This is a genomic window from Lentzea alba, from assembly GCF_047445655.1.
GTDB lineage: Bacteria > Actinomycetota > Actinomycetes > Mycobacteriales > Pseudonocardiaceae > Lentzea > Lentzea alba_A.
In genome coordinates this window covers 172290-188695 of the sequence record NZ_JAJAEG010000013.1, presented here as the reverse complement: position 1 = coordinate 188695, position 16406 = coordinate 172290, and the positions used below count along the sequence as shown (strand labels likewise).

At 67.7% G+C, this 16406-nt stretch carries 21 protein-coding genes and 2 riboswitches; of the genes, 10 read left to right on the top strand and 11 right to left on the bottom strand.

What is annotated here, in order from left to right:
- Positions 1-81: 81 nt before the first annotated feature.
- The 3 genes from LFM09_RS22825 (at position 82) to LFM09_RS22815 (ending at position 4150) form a co-directional block, all read left to right on the top strand.
- Positions 82-777, top strand: a complete 696-nt coding sequence (locus LFM09_RS22825) for a phosphatidylserine decarboxylase (RefSeq protein ID WP_414098554.1) — start codon at positions 82-84, stop codon at positions 775-777.
- Positions 777-1745 carry a CDP-diacylglycerol--serine O-phosphatidyltransferase gene (gene pssA / locus LFM09_RS22820; RefSeq protein WP_414098553.1) on the top strand — a complete coding sequence of 323 codons (969 nt, stop codon included), beginning with the start codon at positions 777-779 and terminating at the stop codon, positions 1743-1745. Before LFM09_RS22825 ends, pssA begins: the two co-directional genes overlap by 1 nt.
- Before the next feature lie 245 nt (positions 1746-1990).
- The gene (locus tag LFM09_RS22815) at positions 1991-4150 is read left to right on the top strand and encodes an AAA family ATPase (RefSeq protein WP_414098552.1); all 2160 of its coding nucleotides are present in this window, start codon (positions 1991-1993) and stop codon (positions 4148-4150) included.
- 324 nt (positions 4151-4474) lie between these two features.
- Here LFM09_RS22815 and LFM09_RS22810 read toward each other — a convergent pair whose 3' ends face one another.
- Positions 4475-5071: a LytR C-terminal domain-containing protein gene (locus tag LFM09_RS22810; RefSeq protein WP_414098551.1), complete on the bottom strand. Its 597-nt coding sequence runs from the start codon at positions 5069-5071 to the stop codon at positions 4475-4477.
- On the bottom strand, positions 5071-5349 hold the full coding sequence (locus LFM09_RS22805; protein WP_414098550.1) for a DUF3263 domain-containing protein: 279 nt from the start codon (positions 5347-5349) through the stop codon (positions 5071-5073). The genes LFM09_RS22810 and LFM09_RS22805 overlap by 1 nt, the downstream gene beginning before the upstream one ends.
- A gap of 108 nt (positions 5350-5457) precedes the next feature.
- Between LFM09_RS22805 and LFM09_RS22800 the strand changes: the two genes are divergently transcribed.
- A complete protein-coding gene (locus LFM09_RS22800) occupies positions 5458-6036 on the top strand; it encodes a peptide deformylase (protein WP_414098549.1) in 579 nt (192 codons plus the stop codon).
- Positions 6037-6042: 6 nt separating this feature from the next.
- On the opposite strand, the gene LFM09_RS22795 is transcribed toward LFM09_RS22800, so the two are convergent.
- Complete coding sequence (locus LFM09_RS22795; protein WP_414098548.1) at positions 6043-6978, bottom strand: aldo/keto reductase; 936 nt, start codon at positions 6976-6978, stop codon at positions 6043-6045.
- 71 nt (positions 6979-7049) lie between these two features.
- On the opposite strand from LFM09_RS22795, the gene LFM09_RS22790 reads away from it, so the two are divergent.
- From LFM09_RS22790 to thiD, 4 genes are all read left to right on the top strand, one after another.
- The gene (locus LFM09_RS22790) at positions 7050-7652 is read left to right on the top strand and encodes a LysE family translocator (RefSeq protein ID WP_414098547.1); all 603 of its coding nucleotides are present in this window, start codon (positions 7050-7052) and stop codon (positions 7650-7652) included.
- A gap of 211 nt (positions 7653-7863) precedes the next feature.
- Positions 7864-8190 (top strand): hypothetical protein, encoded by a 327-nt coding sequence (locus LFM09_RS22785; RefSeq protein WP_414098546.1) that lies wholly within the window; start codon positions 7864-7866, stop codon positions 8188-8190.
- Positions 8191-8362: 172 nt separating this feature from the next.
- Positions 8363-8485: riboswitch (TPP riboswitch) on the top strand.
- On the top strand, positions 8477-10117 hold the full coding sequence (gene thiC / locus LFM09_RS22780; protein WP_414098545.1) for a phosphomethylpyrimidine synthase ThiC: 1641 nt from the start codon (positions 8477-8479) through the stop codon (positions 10115-10117). Its footprint overlaps the riboswitch before it by 9 nt.
- A complete protein-coding gene (thiD, locus tag LFM09_RS22775) occupies positions 10114-10932 on the top strand; it encodes a bifunctional hydroxymethylpyrimidine kinase/phosphomethylpyrimidine kinase (protein ID WP_414098544.1) in 819 nt (272 codons plus the stop codon). The genes thiC and thiD overlap by 4 nt, the downstream gene beginning before the upstream one ends.
- On the opposite strand, the gene LFM09_RS22770 is transcribed toward thiD, so the two are convergent.
- Entirely contained in the window at positions 10875-11420 is a 546-nt protein-coding gene (locus LFM09_RS22770) for a TetR/AcrR family transcriptional regulator (protein WP_414098543.1), read from the bottom strand. The two genes, thiD and LFM09_RS22770, sit on opposite strands and share 58 nt — an antisense overlap.
- Before the next feature lie 59 nt (positions 11421-11479).
- Here LFM09_RS22770 and LFM09_RS22765 point away from each other — a divergent pair, with 59 nt between their 5' ends.
- Positions 11480-12001: an SRPBCC domain-containing protein gene (locus tag LFM09_RS22765; RefSeq protein WP_414098542.1), complete on the top strand. Its 522-nt coding sequence runs from the start codon at positions 11480-11482 to the stop codon at positions 11999-12001.
- Here LFM09_RS22765 and LFM09_RS22760 read toward each other — a convergent pair.
- From LFM09_RS22760 to LFM09_RS22730, 7 genes are all read right to left on the bottom strand, one after another.
- Complete coding sequence (locus tag LFM09_RS22760; RefSeq protein ID WP_414098541.1) at positions 11882-12262, bottom strand: VOC family protein; 381 nt, start codon at positions 12260-12262, stop codon at positions 11882-11884. The two genes, LFM09_RS22765 and LFM09_RS22760, sit on opposite strands and share 120 nt — an antisense overlap.
- A gap of 3 nt (positions 12263-12265) precedes the next feature.
- Positions 12266-12709 carry a MarR family winged helix-turn-helix transcriptional regulator gene (locus LFM09_RS22755; RefSeq protein WP_233439171.1) on the bottom strand — a complete coding sequence of 148 codons (444 nt, stop codon included), beginning with the start codon at positions 12707-12709 and terminating at the stop codon, positions 12266-12268.
- Positions 12710-12956: 247 nt separating this feature from the next.
- A complete protein-coding gene (locus LFM09_RS22750) occupies positions 12957-13520 on the bottom strand; it encodes a hypothetical protein (RefSeq protein ID WP_414098540.1) in 564 nt (187 codons plus the stop codon).
- A complete protein-coding gene (locus LFM09_RS22745) occupies positions 13517-13675 on the bottom strand; it encodes a hypothetical protein (protein ID WP_414098539.1) in 159 nt (52 codons plus the stop codon). The genes LFM09_RS22750 and LFM09_RS22745 overlap by 4 nt, the downstream gene beginning before the upstream one ends.
- Positions 13676-13706: 31 nt before the next feature.
- Positions 13707-14462 carry a thiazole synthase gene (locus LFM09_RS22740; RefSeq protein WP_414098538.1) on the bottom strand — a complete coding sequence of 252 codons (756 nt, stop codon included), beginning with the start codon at positions 14460-14462 and terminating at the stop codon, positions 13707-13709.
- Between the two features lies 1 nt (position 14463).
- A complete protein-coding gene (thiS, locus tag LFM09_RS22735; protein ID WP_414098537.1) occupies positions 14464-14664 on the bottom strand; it encodes a sulfur carrier protein ThiS in 201 nt (66 codons plus the stop codon).
- Positions 14661-15608, bottom strand: coding sequence for an FAD-dependent oxidoreductase (locus LFM09_RS22730; RefSeq protein ID WP_414098643.1), 948 nt, complete (start codon positions 15606-15608; stop codon positions 14661-14663). The genes thiS and LFM09_RS22730 overlap by 4 nt, the downstream gene beginning before the upstream one ends.
- Positions 15609-15720, bottom strand: a riboswitch (TPP riboswitch).
- A gap of 26 nt (positions 15721-15746) precedes the next feature.
- On the opposite strand from LFM09_RS22730, the gene thiE reads away from it, so the two are divergent.
- Positions 15747-16388, top strand: a complete 642-nt coding sequence (gene thiE, locus LFM09_RS22725; RefSeq protein WP_414098536.1) for a thiamine phosphate synthase — start codon at positions 15747-15749, stop codon at positions 16386-16388.
- Positions 16389-16406: the final 18 nt, after the last annotated feature.

The following is a 16406-nucleotide window of genomic DNA, read 5'->3' as shown; positions in this document are numbered from 1 at the left end:
CATCCCGATGGGCGGTTTGGCGTGTTGGCGTAGCGTGATGCCGCCCGACAACTCACGGAAGCTACGGAACCCCCAGACACGATGAGCAGCGAGAAGCCCGTCTCCCACTTCCTCGAACTCGCGCGCGGCATGGTGCCGCCGATGCACCCGGCCGGACGCCCGTTCGTCGCCGGTGCGGCGATCGCGACCCTCCTCGTCCGGCTGCGCTTCAAGCGGCTCGGCGTCGTCCTCGGCCTGGTCACGGCGTGGGTGGCGTGGTTCTTCCGCGAGCCCAAGCGCGTGACGCCGACCCGCCCGAACATCGCGGTCGCCCCGGCCGACGGCACCGTCTCGCACGTGGTCGACGCCGTCCCGCCCGCCGAGCTCGGCCTCGGCACCGAGCCGATGACGCGCGTCAGCGTGTTCCTCTCGGTCTTCGACGTCCACGTCCAGCGCATCCCCGCCGAGGGCGAGATCGTCCAGGTCTCGTACCACCCCGGCAAGTTCCTCTCGGCCGACCTCGACAAGGCCTCCGAGGAGAACGAGCGCAACACCGTGTGGATGCGCACCGTCGACGGCCACGACCTGGTGTTCGTGCAGATCGCCGGCCTGGTCGCGCGCCGCATCGTGTGCGAGGTCGCCGAGGGCGAGAAGGTCACCCCCGGCCAGACCTACGGCCTGATCCGCTTCGGCTCGCGCGTGGACCTCTACGTGCCGCGCGGCAGCCGCGTGCTGGTCGAGGCCGGCCAGCGCACGATCGGCGGCGAAACCGTTCTCGCCGAACTTCCGGAAGCCTGATGGCTCCCAGCGGGCCCGGCGTTCGCCTGCTGCCGAACGCGATCACGGTCCTCGCGATGTCCGCGGGCCTGTCCGCCGTGCACTTCGCGAACACGGGCATGTGGGGTGCGGCCATCGCCTCGATCGCAGCCGCCGCCGTGCTCGACGGCCTCGACGGCCGCATCGCCCGCCTGCTGGACGCGACGTCGAAGATGGGCGCCGAGCTGGACTCCCTGGCCGACGCGATCTCGTTCGGCGTGGCACCCGCCCTCGCGATCTACCTCTGGAAGTTCGAGGGCAGCCGCGCGGGCTGGGTCATCGCGCTGATCTTCGCGGTCTGCATGGTGGTCCGCCTGGCCCGCTTCAACACGCTGCTGGAAAAGGAACAGCCGCCGTTCGCGAAGGAGTTCTTCGTGGGCGTCCCGGCCCCGGCAGGCGGCCTGTTGCTGCTGCTCCCCCTGATCATCGAGGAGCAGGTCCGCACCGACGGCTGGTGGAACCACCCCATCGTCGTCGGCATCTGGACCGTCGTGGTCGCGATGCTGCTCGTCTCCCGCATCCCGACCCTGTCCGTGAAGACCGTGAAGGTGCCCCCGCGCGCGGTGGCCCCTCTCCTGGTCCTGATCGGCCTCCTGGCGGCCGCGATCATCACGTTCCCGTTGGTGGCACTGATCATCGCGATGGTCGTCTACCTGGCACACCTGCCGTACTCGGTGCGCCGGTACATGTGGCTGTCCAAGCACCCGGAGGCGTGGACCGTCACGGGTGCTGACCGTCGTGCGATCAAGCGCGCCCACGGCGTGGCAGCCCGTCGCCTGGGCCTGCGCCAGCCCCTGCACGGCCGCGTGGCCGGTGCAGCAATGCGCGCAGTGCGCCGCCCCCGCCGCGATGCTTCCTCGGCCATCGCTGCAGAAAGCGCGGAACCCGCCAACGGTGCGCGCCGTCGTTCCTGGCGCCAGCTGGGGCTCCGTCGGCAACCAAGGCGGTAATCGCTTCAGATCACCTGCGGGCCGGACACGTCAACGTGTCCGGCCCGCAGTCTTTCCGAGCAACTAGAGTCGGCACGTGATCACGCTGACGGCCCGCCTGTCCCCGTCCGCACTGGACACCCGACGCGGCGTAGTCCGCCTCCACCCCGAGGTGCTGGACGCCTTGGGCNCGCTTCATATCCCCGGCGGGCCGGACACGTCAACGTGTCCGGCCCGCAGTCTTTCCGAGCAACTAGAGTCGGCACGTGATCACGCTGACGGCCCGCCTGTCCCCGTCCGCACTGGACACCCGACGCGGCGTAGTCCGCCTCCACCCCGAGGTGCTGGACGCCTTGGGCCTACGAGCCTGGGACGCCGTCAAACTCACCGGCGCCCGCGTGAGCGCCGCCCTGGCCGCAGCAGGCGAACAACCCCCGGGCGTAGTCCTGGTAGACGACGTGACCCTCACCAACCTGGGCATCATCGAGGGCTCCGAAATCGTCGTGGCCCCGGTCCAGGTGGCCGGCGCCCGCTCAATCACAGTCGCAGGCTCCCGCCTCGCAACCACGGCCCTGACGCCAGACCACGTCCGCATGGCCCTGACCGGCAAGGTCCTCACGGTCGGCGACAACGTGAGCCTGCTCCCCCAAGACCTGGCCCCACCGCCCGGCGCCAACGTCTCCGAGACGCGCCAACGCCTGTCCAACGCCATCGGCATGACGTGGACCAACGAACTCATCACCATCACCTCCACCGACCCAGCGGGCCCGGTGGCCGTCCAACCCTCCAGCGTCGTGGGCTGGCGCTCGGCCCAGGCCCCCGCAGCCGAGGTGACGCCGGTTGTGGTCCAGGAAAAGCACGACGCCCTGCCGCTAACCGACCTGGTGGGCCAAAAGGACCAGGCCCGCCGCCTGACCGAATGGCTGGAACTGATGTTCCGCCAGCCCGAACTCCTCACCAAGCTGGGCGCATCAGCCCGCCTGGCGGCCTTGATCAGCGGCCCGGAAGGCGTGGGCAAAGCAACCCTGGTCCGCGCGGTAGCCCACTCCGTGGACGCCACGATCGTGGAACTGGCCGCCCCCAGCATCTCCGTCCTGGAACCGGGCGCAATGGCCAAGCAGCTGGGCGACGCAATCGCAGCCGTCCCCGAACAACCAACCGTCCTCCTGCTGACCGACATCGACGCCCTGCTCCCGTCAACGCCACCCCCGGTAGCAACCGTCGTACTCGACATCCTCCGCACCGCCGTGTCCCGCCCAAACCTGGCCCTGGTCGTCACCTCAGCCCACGCAGAATCGGTAGACGCCCGCCTACGCGCCCCAGACCTGGTAGACCGCGAGCTAACGCTCCCCCTCCCAGACGGCGCCACCCGCACCGAACTCCTCCGCGTCCTGCTGCGCGAGGTCCCATTGGAGTCCGATGTGGACCTGAGCGCAGTAGCCGAACGCACCCCGGGCTTCGTAGCAGCCGACCTCTGCGCCCTACGCCGCGAAGCAGCAGTACGAGCCGCCCTCCGCCAACGCGAGGTAGCAGAACCCCGTGTGGGACAAGAAGATCTGCTGGGCGCCCTGAACACAGTCCGCCCGATCTCGATGTCAGCCTCCGACACAATCCAAACCGGCGGCCTGACCCTCGACGACGTGGGCGACATGATCGAGGTCAAGCAGGCCCTGACCGAAGCAGCCCTGTGGCCCCTCCGCTACCCCGACAGCTTCGCCCGCCTAGGAGTAGAACCCCCGCGCGGCGTCCTCCTCTACGGACCACCGGGGTGCGGCAAAACCTTCCTGGTCCGAGCACTGGCAGGCACCGGCCAACTGAACGTCCTGACCGTCAAGGGCGCCGAACTGATGGACAAGTTCGTAGGCGAGTCAGAACGAGCAGTCCGCGAACTCTTCCGCCGCGCCGCAGACGCCGCCCCAGCCCTCATCTTCCTCGACGAGGTCGACGCCCTGGCCCCACGCCGAGGCCAGTCCTCCGACGCCGGTGTAGCCGACCGCGTAGTAGCAGCCCTCCTAACAGAACTTGACGGCGTAGAACCACTCCGAGACGTAGTGGTGATCGCGGCAACCAACCGCCCCGAACTGATCGACCCGGCACTGCTGCGCCCAGGCCGTCTGGAACGCCTGGTCAACGTCCCACCACCAGACGCCGAAGCCCGCACAGAAATCCTCAAGGCATCCTCACGGAACACGCCACTGGCAGAAGACGTGGACCTGTCCGCACTGGCAGCCGAACTGGACATGTATTCGGCAGCAGACTGCGCAGCACTGGTACGCGAAGCGGCACTGACCGCAATGCGGGAATCGCTGGAGGCGGCTGAAGTAACCCAGGCCCACCTGGCAAAGGCGAGGCAGGTAGTGCGCCCGTCCCTGGACCCAGCACAACTGGCGTCACTGGCGGCCTACGCAGCAAACCGACAAGCCTAAGCCCCAATATCAGCGAAGGCGAAGCCGAGCCCGTATCTCCCATACGGGCCGGGTGGGGTGGTCCCGTCACGAGTCGTGCCCGATCGTGACCGGACCACCCCACCACCGCAAGCACCTACGCAACAGCAAGCCGCCCTGAGCAACAGGCGTGCCATCAACCCGCCCGCGGCGCTGGCCGGTCTTTGATCAGATTGGCGGGGTCTGGGGCGGCGCCCCAGAAAGCAGCCGGAACATGACTACGGCACGCGCCCACCTACGGACACAAAACAGGAACCCGCCAACGCACCAGGGGGACGACCTACGAAACCGCCGCGGCTCTAAAAATCACTTGTTCTTAGAAGGACCCTGATAATCATTCGTGACAATCAGAATGATCCCAGGCGCAGAAGACTGAATCCCATCGAACCGAGGCTCAACCCGGGCCTTCAAAACCGAAGCGAGCTCCTTAGCAGAAGCTTCCTCATCAGTCCCGGGACGGAAATAAACGGTAGTGGTGGGAATAGTCCCAGAGGAGTAGTTCCCAGTCCCCTCAACAGCCCACCCACTGGCTCGAACATCATCAGCAGCCCGAACAGCCAACCCAGTAATGGTCGAGTTGTTGTAAACCCGAACAGAAACCTTGGGCACCCCGGGCTGAGTGACAGGAGGCGGCGGCACAACAGCAGACGACGACGCCGCAGGCGGAGTCGTAGTGGTAGCCGCAGGCGCCGAAGGCGACTCAGAGGTAGGAGGAGTAGTAGTCGACTCGGTGGTCGTCTGCGCGGGAGGCGCGGTAGAAGACCCTCCAGCAGAGGGACTCTCATCACCCCCACCGAACAAACTGACAACGCCGATCACCAACGCCACAGCAGCAACACCCAGCAGGGCGAAGCCGGCAGCCTTGGCCGGACGGGAAGGGCTAGCGGACTCGGGGGAGGTCATCAGTCCTCGGTGCTCCTGGCGCGTGCACGAACCCTGGCGCGGCCTGTCCGCACGCCTCTCAACCGCTTGACCAGCATCGGATCGGCAGCCAACGCGGCTTCCGACTCGATCAGGCCGTTGAGGAGCTGGTAGTAGCGGGTGGCCGACATGTCGAACAGTTCCCTGATGGCCTGTTCCTTGGATCCCGAGTACTTCCACCACTGACGCTCGAACGCGAGCATCGTGCGTTCGCGGCTGGTCAGCCCGTCAGCGGAGGTGAGCGTCTCGGCGTGATCCATCTGGCTCCCCACGGTCGCCACACCATCTCAGGTGCGGGCAATTCAATCACGTGATCGTTCCAACCTACCGCGCGACACCGACAGTTTTGGACCGCTTAAAGTCTGACCATGGCCGTGCAACGCATCCGCATCGCTGGCGACCCCGTGCTCCACAACCCGACGCGCGAGGTCACCGAGTTCGACACCGACCTCAAGACCCTCGTCGACGACATGTTCGAGACGATGGCAGCCGCTCGCGGAGTCGGGCTCGCGGCCAACCAGATCGGTGTCGACCTGCGGGTTTTCGTGTACGACTGCCCGGATGACGAGGGTGTCCAGTACCGCGGCGTGATCTGCAACCCCGTGCTGGAGACCTCCGAGATCCCGGAGACCATGCCGGATCCGGACGACGACTTCGAGGGCTGCCTCTCCGTTCCGGGTGAGGCGTACCCGACCGGACGCGCCCGTTGGGCGAAGGTCACCGGGCAGGACCTGGACGGGCAGCCGTTCGAGGTCGAGGGCACCGGATTCTTCGCTCGCTGCCTGCAGCACGAGACCGACCACCTCAACGGCTACCTCTACCTCGACCGTCTCGTGGGCCGCTACAAGAAGGAATCCAAGCGGATGCTGCGCGACAACGAGTGGGGAGTGCCGGACCTGTCCTGGGACCCGGCAGACCCCGCGAACTTCGACGACGACGAAGACTGACGAGGACTAGGGCCGGAGCACCGACTCCACCTGCGCCAGTTCATCAGCCGTCAAAGCACCGAACGCCAGCGCACCCGCGTTCTCCTCGACCTGCTCCACGGTCCGCACCCCCGGAATCGGGATCAGCCGGGGAGAACGCGCCCAGAACCACGCCAGTGCGCCCTGCACCAACGTCCTCCCACCGGAAGTCAGCACGTCCCGCACGGACTCCCGCGCCTTCAGGAACTCCGGTGAAGGCTTCCCATCCACGAAGAACCGCAGCCAGTCGGGGTTCGTCACGCGCACGTCGTCCAACGGCAAGTCGGTGAACGTCTCCCGCGCCAGCAGCCCCATCGCGAGCGGACGCCGGCACAGCACCGCGTACTCCCCCGCGTACATCTCAGGGTTGTCGAACAGCAGGTTGATGTCCGCCTGCGCCGCGATCCCGTGCTCCCCCTCGCAGAAGAACCGAGCCCGCGCGACGTCATCGGTGCTCCACCCGTAGGCACGGATCTTGCCCTCGCGAACCAGCACCTCGCACTCGTCCCGCAACAACGCCGCGTCCTCCAGCGGCAAGTCGCCGATGTGCAGCTGATACAGGTCGATCCAGTCGGTCCCCAAGCGCCGCAACGACCCCTCGACGGCACGGCGCAGGTAGGAAACCGATCCTTCGTTGCCGGTCATCCGGCGCGACTCGGCGTCGAACCCGCAACCCCACTTGGAAGCGATCAACACCTGGTCACGCACACCGGCAAACGCTTGCCCCACGAGCGTTTCCGCGTGCCCGCACCCGTAGACGTCCGCGGTGTCGAACAGCGTCACGCCGAGCTCCACCGCCCGCCGCAGCGCCTTGACCGACTGCCCGTCGTCAGCCGGTCCCCATCCGACCGGCGAACCGTCCGGACCCGCGAACGGCCCACCCATGGCCCACGTTCCGAAACCCAACTTCCCGAGATCCGTCATGAGGACACCGAACATCCTGGAGCGCGCTCCAGGTCAAGAAACGACTTGCGAGAGTCAGCGACCATCAAGGCATGCCACTCGACAACCTCGTCGCCTTCATCGCGGCCTCGTTCCTCATCGCACTGTCGCCCGGACCCGGCACGGCCATGGTCCTGCGACAGTCGGTGCACGGGCGAAAAGCCGCGCTGGCGACGGTGTTCGGCATGGAGGTCGGCGTCGCCTGCTGGGCGATCGCCGCGGCTCTCGGCATCTCGGTGCTGCTGACGGCGTCGGAGATCGCCTACCACGGACTCCGCATCGCCGGCGCGGTCTTCCTGATCTACCTGGGCGTCAAGGCCCTGATCAGCAAGACCAAGCCCGAGACCGCACCCCCGCCCGCCAGCCACGCGTTCCGCAGCGGGTTGATCGTGAACCTGGCCAACCCGAAGCTCGGCGTGTTCGCGATCTCGTTCCTACCGCAGTTCGTGCCTGCCGGGGAGGCCGGCCAGGGGGTTCTGCTCTTCCTCGCCGTGTTCTGGGTCGTCATCGACACGGTCTGGTACCTGATCATCGTGTCGATCCTGCACACCATCCGCGGCTGGCTCAGCCGCCCGCGGGTCCGACCGGCGCTCGAGAAGCTGTCGGGCAGCGTGCTGCTGGCGCTCGGAGTCCGGCTGGTACTCGACCCGCGTTGAGATCGGGTTGCCCCGGCGCCAGAACAGCTCGGGCAACCCGGCCAGCTCGTCGAGGGTGTGGCACGCGGCCATCGACGCGTAGCCACCGGCCAGCACGTGCGCACGAATTCGGTCCAGACGGCCGAACTCGATCACCTCACCGGCGATCAGGAACGGCAGCACCAGCTGCCAGGCCTGGACCACCGCGGGACGACGCCGGTGAGGTGCGCGCATGGCCGCGCGCGCGACTCGTAACAGGTGCTCGTTCGCGCTCATCGTGTACGGGTGCGCCGAGTGGTCCCAGTTCCACCGGCGCTCCTCCGTGACGGCACACCGCACGCACTCGACGGGACCGGTGCCCAGTTCGGCACCGCACCGGGAGCACGCCAGCAGCGTCATCGCCCAGTCGACGCACGTCCACGGGTACTCGCCGACGTCGGCGGATGTGACCAACTCGGCCAGTTCCCGGTCGGCGAGCTGCGATGACATCCGCAGCGCCTCCCAATCCGCGAGCCAGAACTGGTCCAGCAGCTCGGCGCAGAAACCGCAGTCGGGGTAGCCGCGACCTGCGAGTTCACCGCAGGAAGGGCATGCCGAGACCACGGCGGGACGTTGACCGCGACGCGCGCCGGGCGGGAACGGCTGATGATCCGCCACGAGAGAGAAGATTAGGGGCAAACGACGGCCTTGGCAGCTACGCCGCGCGCTGACTATGGTCAGGTCTCGACAACTCAACAAAACGCGGGAGCTCGCGCCTGAGCGGGCTGAGAGGGTGACTGGCTGTAGTGCCGGTGTCACCGACCGCCTGAACCTGACCGGGTAATGCCGGCGTAGGGAGGAATGTCGTGACGGCACTTGACGACCGTTCGGTCAAGCCCACTGTTACCACCGGCCCGATCTCGGGCTCCCGCAAGGTGTACCGCGATGGTGTGCCTTTCCGCAGGGTGGAACTGACCAACGGCGAACATGTCGATCTGTACGACACTTCCGGTCCGTATACCGACGAGAACGCGACCATCGACGTCCACAGTGGACTGCCCGACATCAGGTCGGGGTGGATCGCCGCACGGGAACCGATCAACGGAGCTGTCAGTCAGCTCGCGTACGCGAAGGCCGGGATCATCACCCCGGAGATGCGCTACATCGCGGTGCGCGAGAACCTCGACGCGGAGTTCGTGCGCAACGAGGTGGCCATCGGGCGTGCGGTCATTCCGTTGAACCGCAAGCACCCCGAGGCCGAGCCGATGATCATCGGCAAGAAGTTCCTCGTGAAGATCAACGCCAACATCGGCAACTCCGCCGTGTCGTCGTCGATCGAGGACGAGGTCGAGAAGATGGTGTGGGCGTCCCGCTGGGGTGCCGACACGATCATGGATCTGTCCACCGGCAAGCGCATCCACGAGACGCGCGAGTGGATCCTGCGCAACTCGCCGGTGCCCATCGGCACCGTGCCGATCTACCAGGCGCTGGAGAAGGTCAACGGCGACCCGGCCTCGTTGACGTGGGAGATCTACCGCGACACCGTGATCGAGCAGTGCGAGCAGGGCGTGGACTACATGACGGTCCACGCGGGCGTGCTGCTGCGGTACGTGCCGCTCACGGCCAAGCGGGTCACCGGCATCGTCTCGCGCGGCGGGTCGATCATGGCCGCGTGGTGCCTCGCGCACCACAAGGAGAGCTTCCTCTACACGCACTTCGAGGAGCTCTGCGACATCCTGCGCACCTACGACGTGACGTTCTCGCTGGGTGACGGGCTGCGGCCGGGTTCCATCGCGGACGCCAACGACGCGGCGCAGTTCGCCGAGCTCAAGACGCTGGGCGAGCTCACGCACATCGCGCGGGCCAAGGACGTCCAGGTCATGATCGAGGGACCCGGCCACGTGCCGATGCACAAGATCGCCGAGAACGTCCGGCTCGAAGAGGAGTGGTGCGGCGAGGCGCCGTTCTACACCCTCGGGCCGCTGGCCACGGACATCGCGCCGGCGTACGACCACATCACGTCCGCGATCGGCGCGGCGCAGATCGGCTGGCTGGGCACCGCGATGCTCTGCTACGTCACGCCGAAGGAGCACCTCGGCCTGCCGAACCGGGACGACGTGAAGACCGGCGTGATCACGTACAAGATCGCGGCGCACTCCGCGGACCTCGCCAAGGGCCACCCCGGCGTCCAGGACTGGGACGACGCGTTGTCCAAGGCGCGCTTCGAGTTCCGCTGGGAGGACCAGTTCAACCTGTCGCTCGACCCGGACACCGCGCGCTCGTTCCACGACGAGACGCTTCCCGCGGAACCGGCGAAGACGGCGCACTTCTGCTCGATGTGCGGGCCGAAGTTCTGCTCCATGAAGATCACCCAGGACGTGCGGCGCTACGCCGAGGAACGCGGACTGTCCACTGTGGAAGCGATCGAGGCGGGCATGGCGGAGAAGTCCGACGAGTTCGCCGACACCGGCAACAAGGTCTACCTGCCAGTGGTGGAAACGACGTGACAGCAACACCTCCACGGGTCCTCACCATCGCCGGAAGCGATTCCGGCGGTGGTGCGGGGATCCAGGCCGACCTCCGCACGCTCTTCGCGTGCGGAGTGCACGGCTGTGTCGCGCTGACCGCCGTGACGGTCCAGAACTCGCTCGGTGTCACGGGTGTGGCCGAGATCCCGGCGGAAACCGTTGCGGCGCAGATCATCTCGGTGGCCGAGGACATCGGGCTGCAGGCCGCGAAGACCGGCATGCTCGCGTCGGCGGCCATCATCGAGGCGATCACGCCGGCACTGGACCGGGTCGGGATCGGCCGCTCCGGGAAGACGCCGTTCGTCGTCGACCCGGTCTCGGCGTCGATGCACGGCGACCAGCTGCTGGCCGACTCGGCGCTGGACGCGTTGCGGGGCTTGCTCTTCCCGCGCGCGACGCTGGTGACGCCGAACCTCGACGAGGTGCGGCTGATCACCGGGATCACCGTCAAGGACCGCGACGACCAACGCGTGGCGGCGGAAGCGTTGTACGCCATGGGTCCGGAGTGGGTGCTCGTGAAGGGCGGCCACATGTGGGACGACCCGGAGTGCCTCGACCTGCTGTACGACGGTCGCGAGTTCATCGAGTTGCCCGGCCCGCGTTACGACGTCAAGCACACGCACGGCAGTGGTGACACTTTGGCGTCGTCGATCAGTGCGGCGCTGGCGAAGGGTGCTTCGGTGCCGGAAGCCGTGCGGTTCGGCAAGGACTTCATCGTTCGATCGGTCGCCGCCGCTTACCCGTTGGGTGCCGGAGTCGGCCCCGTGTCTCCGCTGTGGAGGCTCGACAAGTAGCGGGCGTACATCGCCCTCAGGTCGGTGGTCTCGGGGTCGAGCAGCCAGACCGTCAGCGCGCCTTCCAGGAAGGCGATCAGCTCGACGGCCGCTGCCTCCCCGAGCACACCGGCGAAGTGCCGCCGCAGCAACCGGTTCCGCGCCCGGAACCGCTGCGTGATCTCGTCGTCGCGCGCCAGGTGCTCGGCCTGCAGCACCGTGTGCAACGTCGCCAAACCCTTGTGCGCCATGGTGTGTTCGGCGTCTTCCAGCAACGCCTGAACCAGGTCGCTGCCGGTGACCCGAGCCGCCGCCCGTGCGTCGAACTCGTCCAGGACCGCCTTGAGCAGGTTCTCCTTGGACCCGAAGTGGTGGATCACCGCGGACGGCGTGACGCCCGCCTTCTTCGCGATGGCCGCAACGCCCGTGCCCGCGTACCCGTTGACCCCGAACAGCTCGATCGCGGCGTCGACGATCTCGCGACGTCGCTCGACGCCGCGCTGCTGCACCTGCCCCTTGACCCCAACGATGGGAAAAAGACTAGCCGCTGCCATTATGCTGAACAACCATGCAGGAAAATGAGGTCAGGACAGAGCTGGTCATCCCCGCGCCGATCGACGACGTGTGGAGGGTGCTGGTGGACTTCACGGGCTATGCCGACTGGAACCCCGTGATGGAATACACGCAGGTAGACGACCTGAAGACCAAGGTGAAGGCGGCCAAGGGCACGCCGTTCGAACGCGACTTCGAGGGCGAGATCACCTCGGCCGAGAAGTACGTGCTGGCGTCCCAGGGCGGCGACCCGGCGACGTTCTTCGGCCGCCACCGCTGGGAGCTGAGCGAGGTCGACGGAGGCACGCGGCTGGTGAACGTCGAGGAGTTCACCGGCCCGATGGCCGCCGGCGTGCTGGCGCAGACCCGCGACGTGCTCGTCGCGGAGTTCGACACCTTCAACGACGCGCTGCGCCGGCTATTCGTCCAGGCAGAGGCAGAAGGGATGTCCCGCGGGGTCGAACAGCACCCGGACGCCAGGCTGCGGCTGGAACTCGGCCACGCTCGCCCCCAGGGACACCGCCTCGGCGACGGCTGATTCCAGGTCACCGACCTGGAAGTCGAAATGCATCATCGGGCGCTGCTGTCCGTCGACCGGCGGCCAGACCGGCGCCCGATAGCCGTCCGCGCGCTGGAACACGAAGAACGGTCCGTTCGGGGAGGCCGCGACGATCGTGGTGTCCGGCTCCTCCTGGCCGATGTGCCAGCCGAGGAGCTCGGCGTAGAACCGCGCCAGCGCACCGGGGTCGGGCGCCTCGATCGTCGTGCCCCACCACATGCCGCCGGTGCGGGACTTCATGCGCTACTTCGACTCTTCACCGACGAGCGTCTCCAGCGCGTCCAACGCGTTCACGAGCGCCGCGACGTGCTCGGGCGTGAGCTGCTCGATCCGGCGCTGCAGCTCGCGCACCCGCGCGGACCGCACACCGGAGACCATCGTCTCGCCCTCGGGCGTGGGCGTGGCGAGCCACGCACGGCCGTCCTGCGGGTCGGGTTCGCGCTTCACGTACCCGGCCTCGACCAGCGCGGCGACGATGCGGGACAACGTCGGCGGCGCCACGCCTTCCTTGTTCGCCAGGTCGCCCAGGCGCATGGGGCCGCACCTGGCCAGCGTGGCGAGCGCGGAGACCGCGCCGGGGCCGAGTCCGGGGGAACCGGTGCGTCGCAGCAACCGGGCCAGCCGGCCGATCGCCAGGTACAGGCGCGCGGTCGCGTCCTCGACCTCGGCGTCAATGGGGGCCGTCACGGCTAGTCGTCCTCCTCGGCGGATTTCAGGTAATGCTCAATCATCCCCCAGCACGTGTGTACCCAAGGTAGCGGCTACCCGGCACTGAGTTCTGGCGAAGAGCTAGAACTGATCTAGCGCCTCCTAAGTGAATTTCCCACTCACCAAGGAGGAAACCTGATGCATTCCGCCGTGGAAGCTCGTTCTACAAGGCGGGTGAGCTCGCCTGGGCCGAGAAGCGTTGCGGAATCCGGCCGGCAGGTTCGTATCAAGCGATGAGCGAAGGAACCTTCGGGACGACGCGGAACGGCGTGGTCGTGGACTGGCGCCGACCGCCGCCGACCACCCAGTCGAGCACAATGAGAAACGTGCAGTCACAGCGCTTGGCACGGAAGCTGACCTCGAAGTACTCCGGGTCGAGACGACTGATCTGGTAGGGAAACCCAGCTGATCGGGGCGGCGGGAGGTTCGGCCCGACGCGGGCACGCGGCGCAAAGCGCCCGCCGGTGACCAGCGGCTCGGGCTCATCCAGGTCGAACACGACGTACCTCGTCGTGAGAGGAGTGATCCACCGGCACCAGACGCGGCGGTATCTGCCACTGGTCGGAGGACCGGCACGGTGCAGCACGTCGACTCGCATGCCGACCAGAAGAACCTCCTCGTCACTCGGGTTCTTCGCGGACAGTTCAACCTTCGCCGTGTCGGTGTAGGCCCGTGTGATGGCGTCGGGCGCGGCCGGATCCTCGTATCGCTGCGTGCAGCTCTGCACGACCTGAGCGGTGAGATCGAGAGTCGGCGGTACTAAGACTGGTGTCTGCGACCACACGATCACGGCCACACCAAGCAGAGCGCGGTCAACGCCACGAGATCTGGCCACCACACGCGGCGGCCCATCTCGTGGCGATGAAACGAGAGCACGCCTGTCTGCAAGACGAACGCGTTCTTCTGCACGTTCCCGCTGACTTCGTTGCGGACCTCTTGCGGCACCGAGGAACAGTACCGATGCCCTTGGCACCGTTCAGATTCCCGGTGACGAGGCCTGCGCCCAGAATCGCTGCGGAATCCGGCCGGCCAGCCGCGCCAACCGGCCGCCCTCGACCGCGCACCGCATCGCCGCCGCCATCCGTTCCGGATCATCGGCCCTGGTCACCGCGGTCGCCAGCAACACGGCCGAGCACCCCAGCTCCATGGCCAATGCCGCGTCGGATGCCGTGCCGATCCCCGCGTCCAGGACCACCGGCACCGAGGCCCGGGACGTGATCAGCTCGATGTTGTGCGGGTTGCGGATGCCCAGGCCCGTCCCGATCGGCGAGCCCAGCGGCATCACCGTGGCACACCCGATGTCCTGGAGCTTCAAAGCCAGCACCGGATCGTCGTTGGTGTACGGCAGGACGACGAACCCGTCGTTCACCAGCCGCTCGGCCGCGTCGAGCAGCTCGACCGGGTCCGGCAGGAGGGTCTCCTCGTCGTGGACGACCTCCAGCTTGACCCAGTTCGTCCCCAACGCCTCGCGCGCGAGCTGCGCGGTCAGCACGGCCTCCGCGGCGGTGCGGCAGCCCGCGGTGTTCGGCAGAACCTCGATCCCCAGGCGCCGCAACAGCTCCAGCACCCCGGTCTGGCCGGCCGCGTCGACCCGGCGCATGGCCACGGTCGTGAGCTCGGTGCCGGACGCGACCAGCGCGCGTTCCAGCACGGACAGGTTCGCGGCACCTCCGGTGCCGGTGATGAGCCGGGACCGGAACTCCCGGCCCGCGATGATCAGCGGATCGTCCACGTCAGCCTCCCTGGACCGCGGTCAGCACCTCGACCACGCCGCCATCCGGCACGATCGTCTTGTCCCACAACGCCCTCGGCACCACGGCGCCGTCGAGCGCGACGGCCACGCCCTTGTCGGGCGCCCCCACCAGCGACACCACCGCGGCTACCGAACTGCCGTCGGCAAGATCTCGAAAAGTGCCGTTGACCTGTGCCTTCACGAACTTCCTCCCTCGATCATCTCGACCACGAGACGAGCGGTGTGCGGGGCCAGCAGGAGGCCGTTGCGGTGGTGGCCGGTCGCGGCGATCACGCCCGGTTCCAGCCACCGCACGACCGGGACGTTGTCCGGGCTGCCCGCGCGGAACCCGACCGCGGCTTCGGTCAGCGCGTACTCGGCGATGCCCGGCAGCACGGTTTCCGCGTCCCGCAACAGGTCTCGCACGCCCGCGACCGTGACGTCGGTGTCGAACCCGGCCTCGTACTGGGTCGCGCCGACCACCAAGCCATCGGTCCGCGGCACGAGGTACACCGGGCGACCCGACACCAACGCACGGATGGTGTGCCGTGGCGGCGGCAACGCACCCGGACGATGGGTGAGCCTGAGGATCTCGCCCTTCACCGGGCGGATCACGTCGCGCAACGCCGGGTGCAACAGCCCGCTCCAGGCCCCGGCGGCGATCACCTGGACCTTGCCGTCCACATTGGACGTCACACCGGCTTCCACACATGCCTTCCACAGTGCGGAAAGCAGCTCGCGGTTGTCGACGGCGAGGTCACCGGACGCGTACACGCCACCACGGACAGCAGGACCGAGCGACGGCTCCAGCGCGCGTATTTCCCGTGAGGTCAGCAACTCCCCCGCGTGCCGGAGATCAGTGAGGTCGCCGGGCTGCGTGCCGACCGCCAACGTCCCGGCGGTGAACAGTTCGACCCCGATCGACGAGGCGAACGAAGGCCACATCGCCAGGGCTTCAACACCCTGTGCCACCACGGCTTCCTCGCCCGGCCAGGCCTCCGTCAACGGCGCGAGCATGCCGCCCGCGACCCGTGATCCGGCGTGCGGCGAACCGTCGTCGGACACGGAAACCGAGTAGCCGGCCCGTGCCGCGGCCAACGCGACGGACAGGCCGATGACACCGCCACCTCGGACGGACACTTCCACAGTCAAGGCATTCACGCTCCCTGCGCCGGCATGACCCGGATCAGGTTCGACGGTCGGAGCGAACCACGCTCCCTCTCAGCCCGGTCTTCTCCAGGCTCCCGTGCGGACCGACCTCAACATAACGGTTAACGTGCGTACGTGCCAGGACTCGACGGAAACCTGATCAGGCAACGACTCGCCGACGCGACGCTCTACCTCTGCACGCCGAACCGGCCTGATCTGGCCGAGTTCGCCGATGCCGCGCTCGCCGGCGGGGTCGACATCATCCAGTTGCGGGACAAGTCACTGGAGGCGAAGCAGGAGATCGCGGCGCTGGAAATCCTCGCCGAGGCCTGCGACACCCACGGCAGGCTGCTCGCCGTCAACGACCGCGCGGACATCGCCCACGCGCTCCGTGCGGACGTGCTGCACCTCGGCCAGGACGACCTGCCCGTCTCGTGCGCGCGCCACATCATCGGGGAGCACCCGGTGATCGGCCGCTCCACGCACGACGTCGGCCAGATGCAGGCGGCGGCGACGCAGCACGGCGTGGACTACTTCTGCACCGGCCCCTGCTGGCCGACGCCGACCAAACCAGGACGCCCGGCGCCGGGACTGGACCTCGTCAAGGCCACGAAGGGCATGCGGCGACCGTGGTTCGCGATCGGCGGCATCGACCTGCAGAACCTCCACGAGGTGAAGGCCGCGGGTGCCACGCGCGTGGTCGTCGTGCGGGCCATCACCGAGGCGGAAGACCCGCGCAAGGCTGCCGAGTTGTTCAAAACTGAACTTAGTCGTTGAAATTTGAACAAACTCGCG

Excerpts from the sequence above, each read along its gene's own strand:
- LFM09_RS22765 (WP_414098542.1), top strand. The coding sequence starts at position 11,480 with ATGCAGGAAAATGAGGTCAGGACAGAGCTGGTCATCCCCGCGCCGATC.
- LFM09_RS22795 (WP_414098548.1), bottom strand. The coding sequence starts at position 6,978 with ATGACGGATCTCGGGAAGTTGGGTTTCGGAACGTGGGCCATGGGTGGG.
- LFM09_RS22825 (WP_414098554.1), top strand. The coding sequence starts at position 82 with ATGAGCAGCGAGAAGCCCGTCTCCCACTTCCTCGAACTCGCGCGCGGC.
- LFM09_RS22785 (WP_414098546.1), top strand. The coding sequence starts at position 7,864 with ATGGCCGCGCGCGCGACTCGTAACAGGTGCTCGTTCGCGCTCATCGTG.
- pssA (WP_414098553.1), top strand. The coding sequence starts at position 777 with ATGGCTCCCAGCGGGCCCGGCGTTCGCCTGCTGCCGAACGCGATCACG.
- LFM09_RS22760 (WP_414098541.1), bottom strand. The coding sequence starts at position 12,262 with ATGAAGTCCCGCACCGGCGGCATGTGGTGGGGCACGACGATCGAGGCG.
- LFM09_RS22805 (WP_414098550.1), bottom strand. The coding sequence starts at position 5,349 with ATGGATCACGCCGAGACGCTCACCTCCGCTGACGGGCTGACCAGCCGC.
- LFM09_RS22800 (WP_414098549.1), top strand. The coding sequence starts at position 5,458 with ATGGCCGTGCAACGCATCCGCATCGCTGGCGACCCCGTGCTCCACAAC.
- LFM09_RS22810 (WP_414098551.1), bottom strand. The coding sequence starts at position 5,071 with ATGACCTCCCCCGAGTCCGCTAGCCCTTCCCGTCCGGCCAAGGCTGCC.
- LFM09_RS22790 (WP_414098547.1), top strand. The coding sequence starts at position 7,050 with ATGCCACTCGACAACCTCGTCGCCTTCATCGCGGCCTCGTTCCTCATC.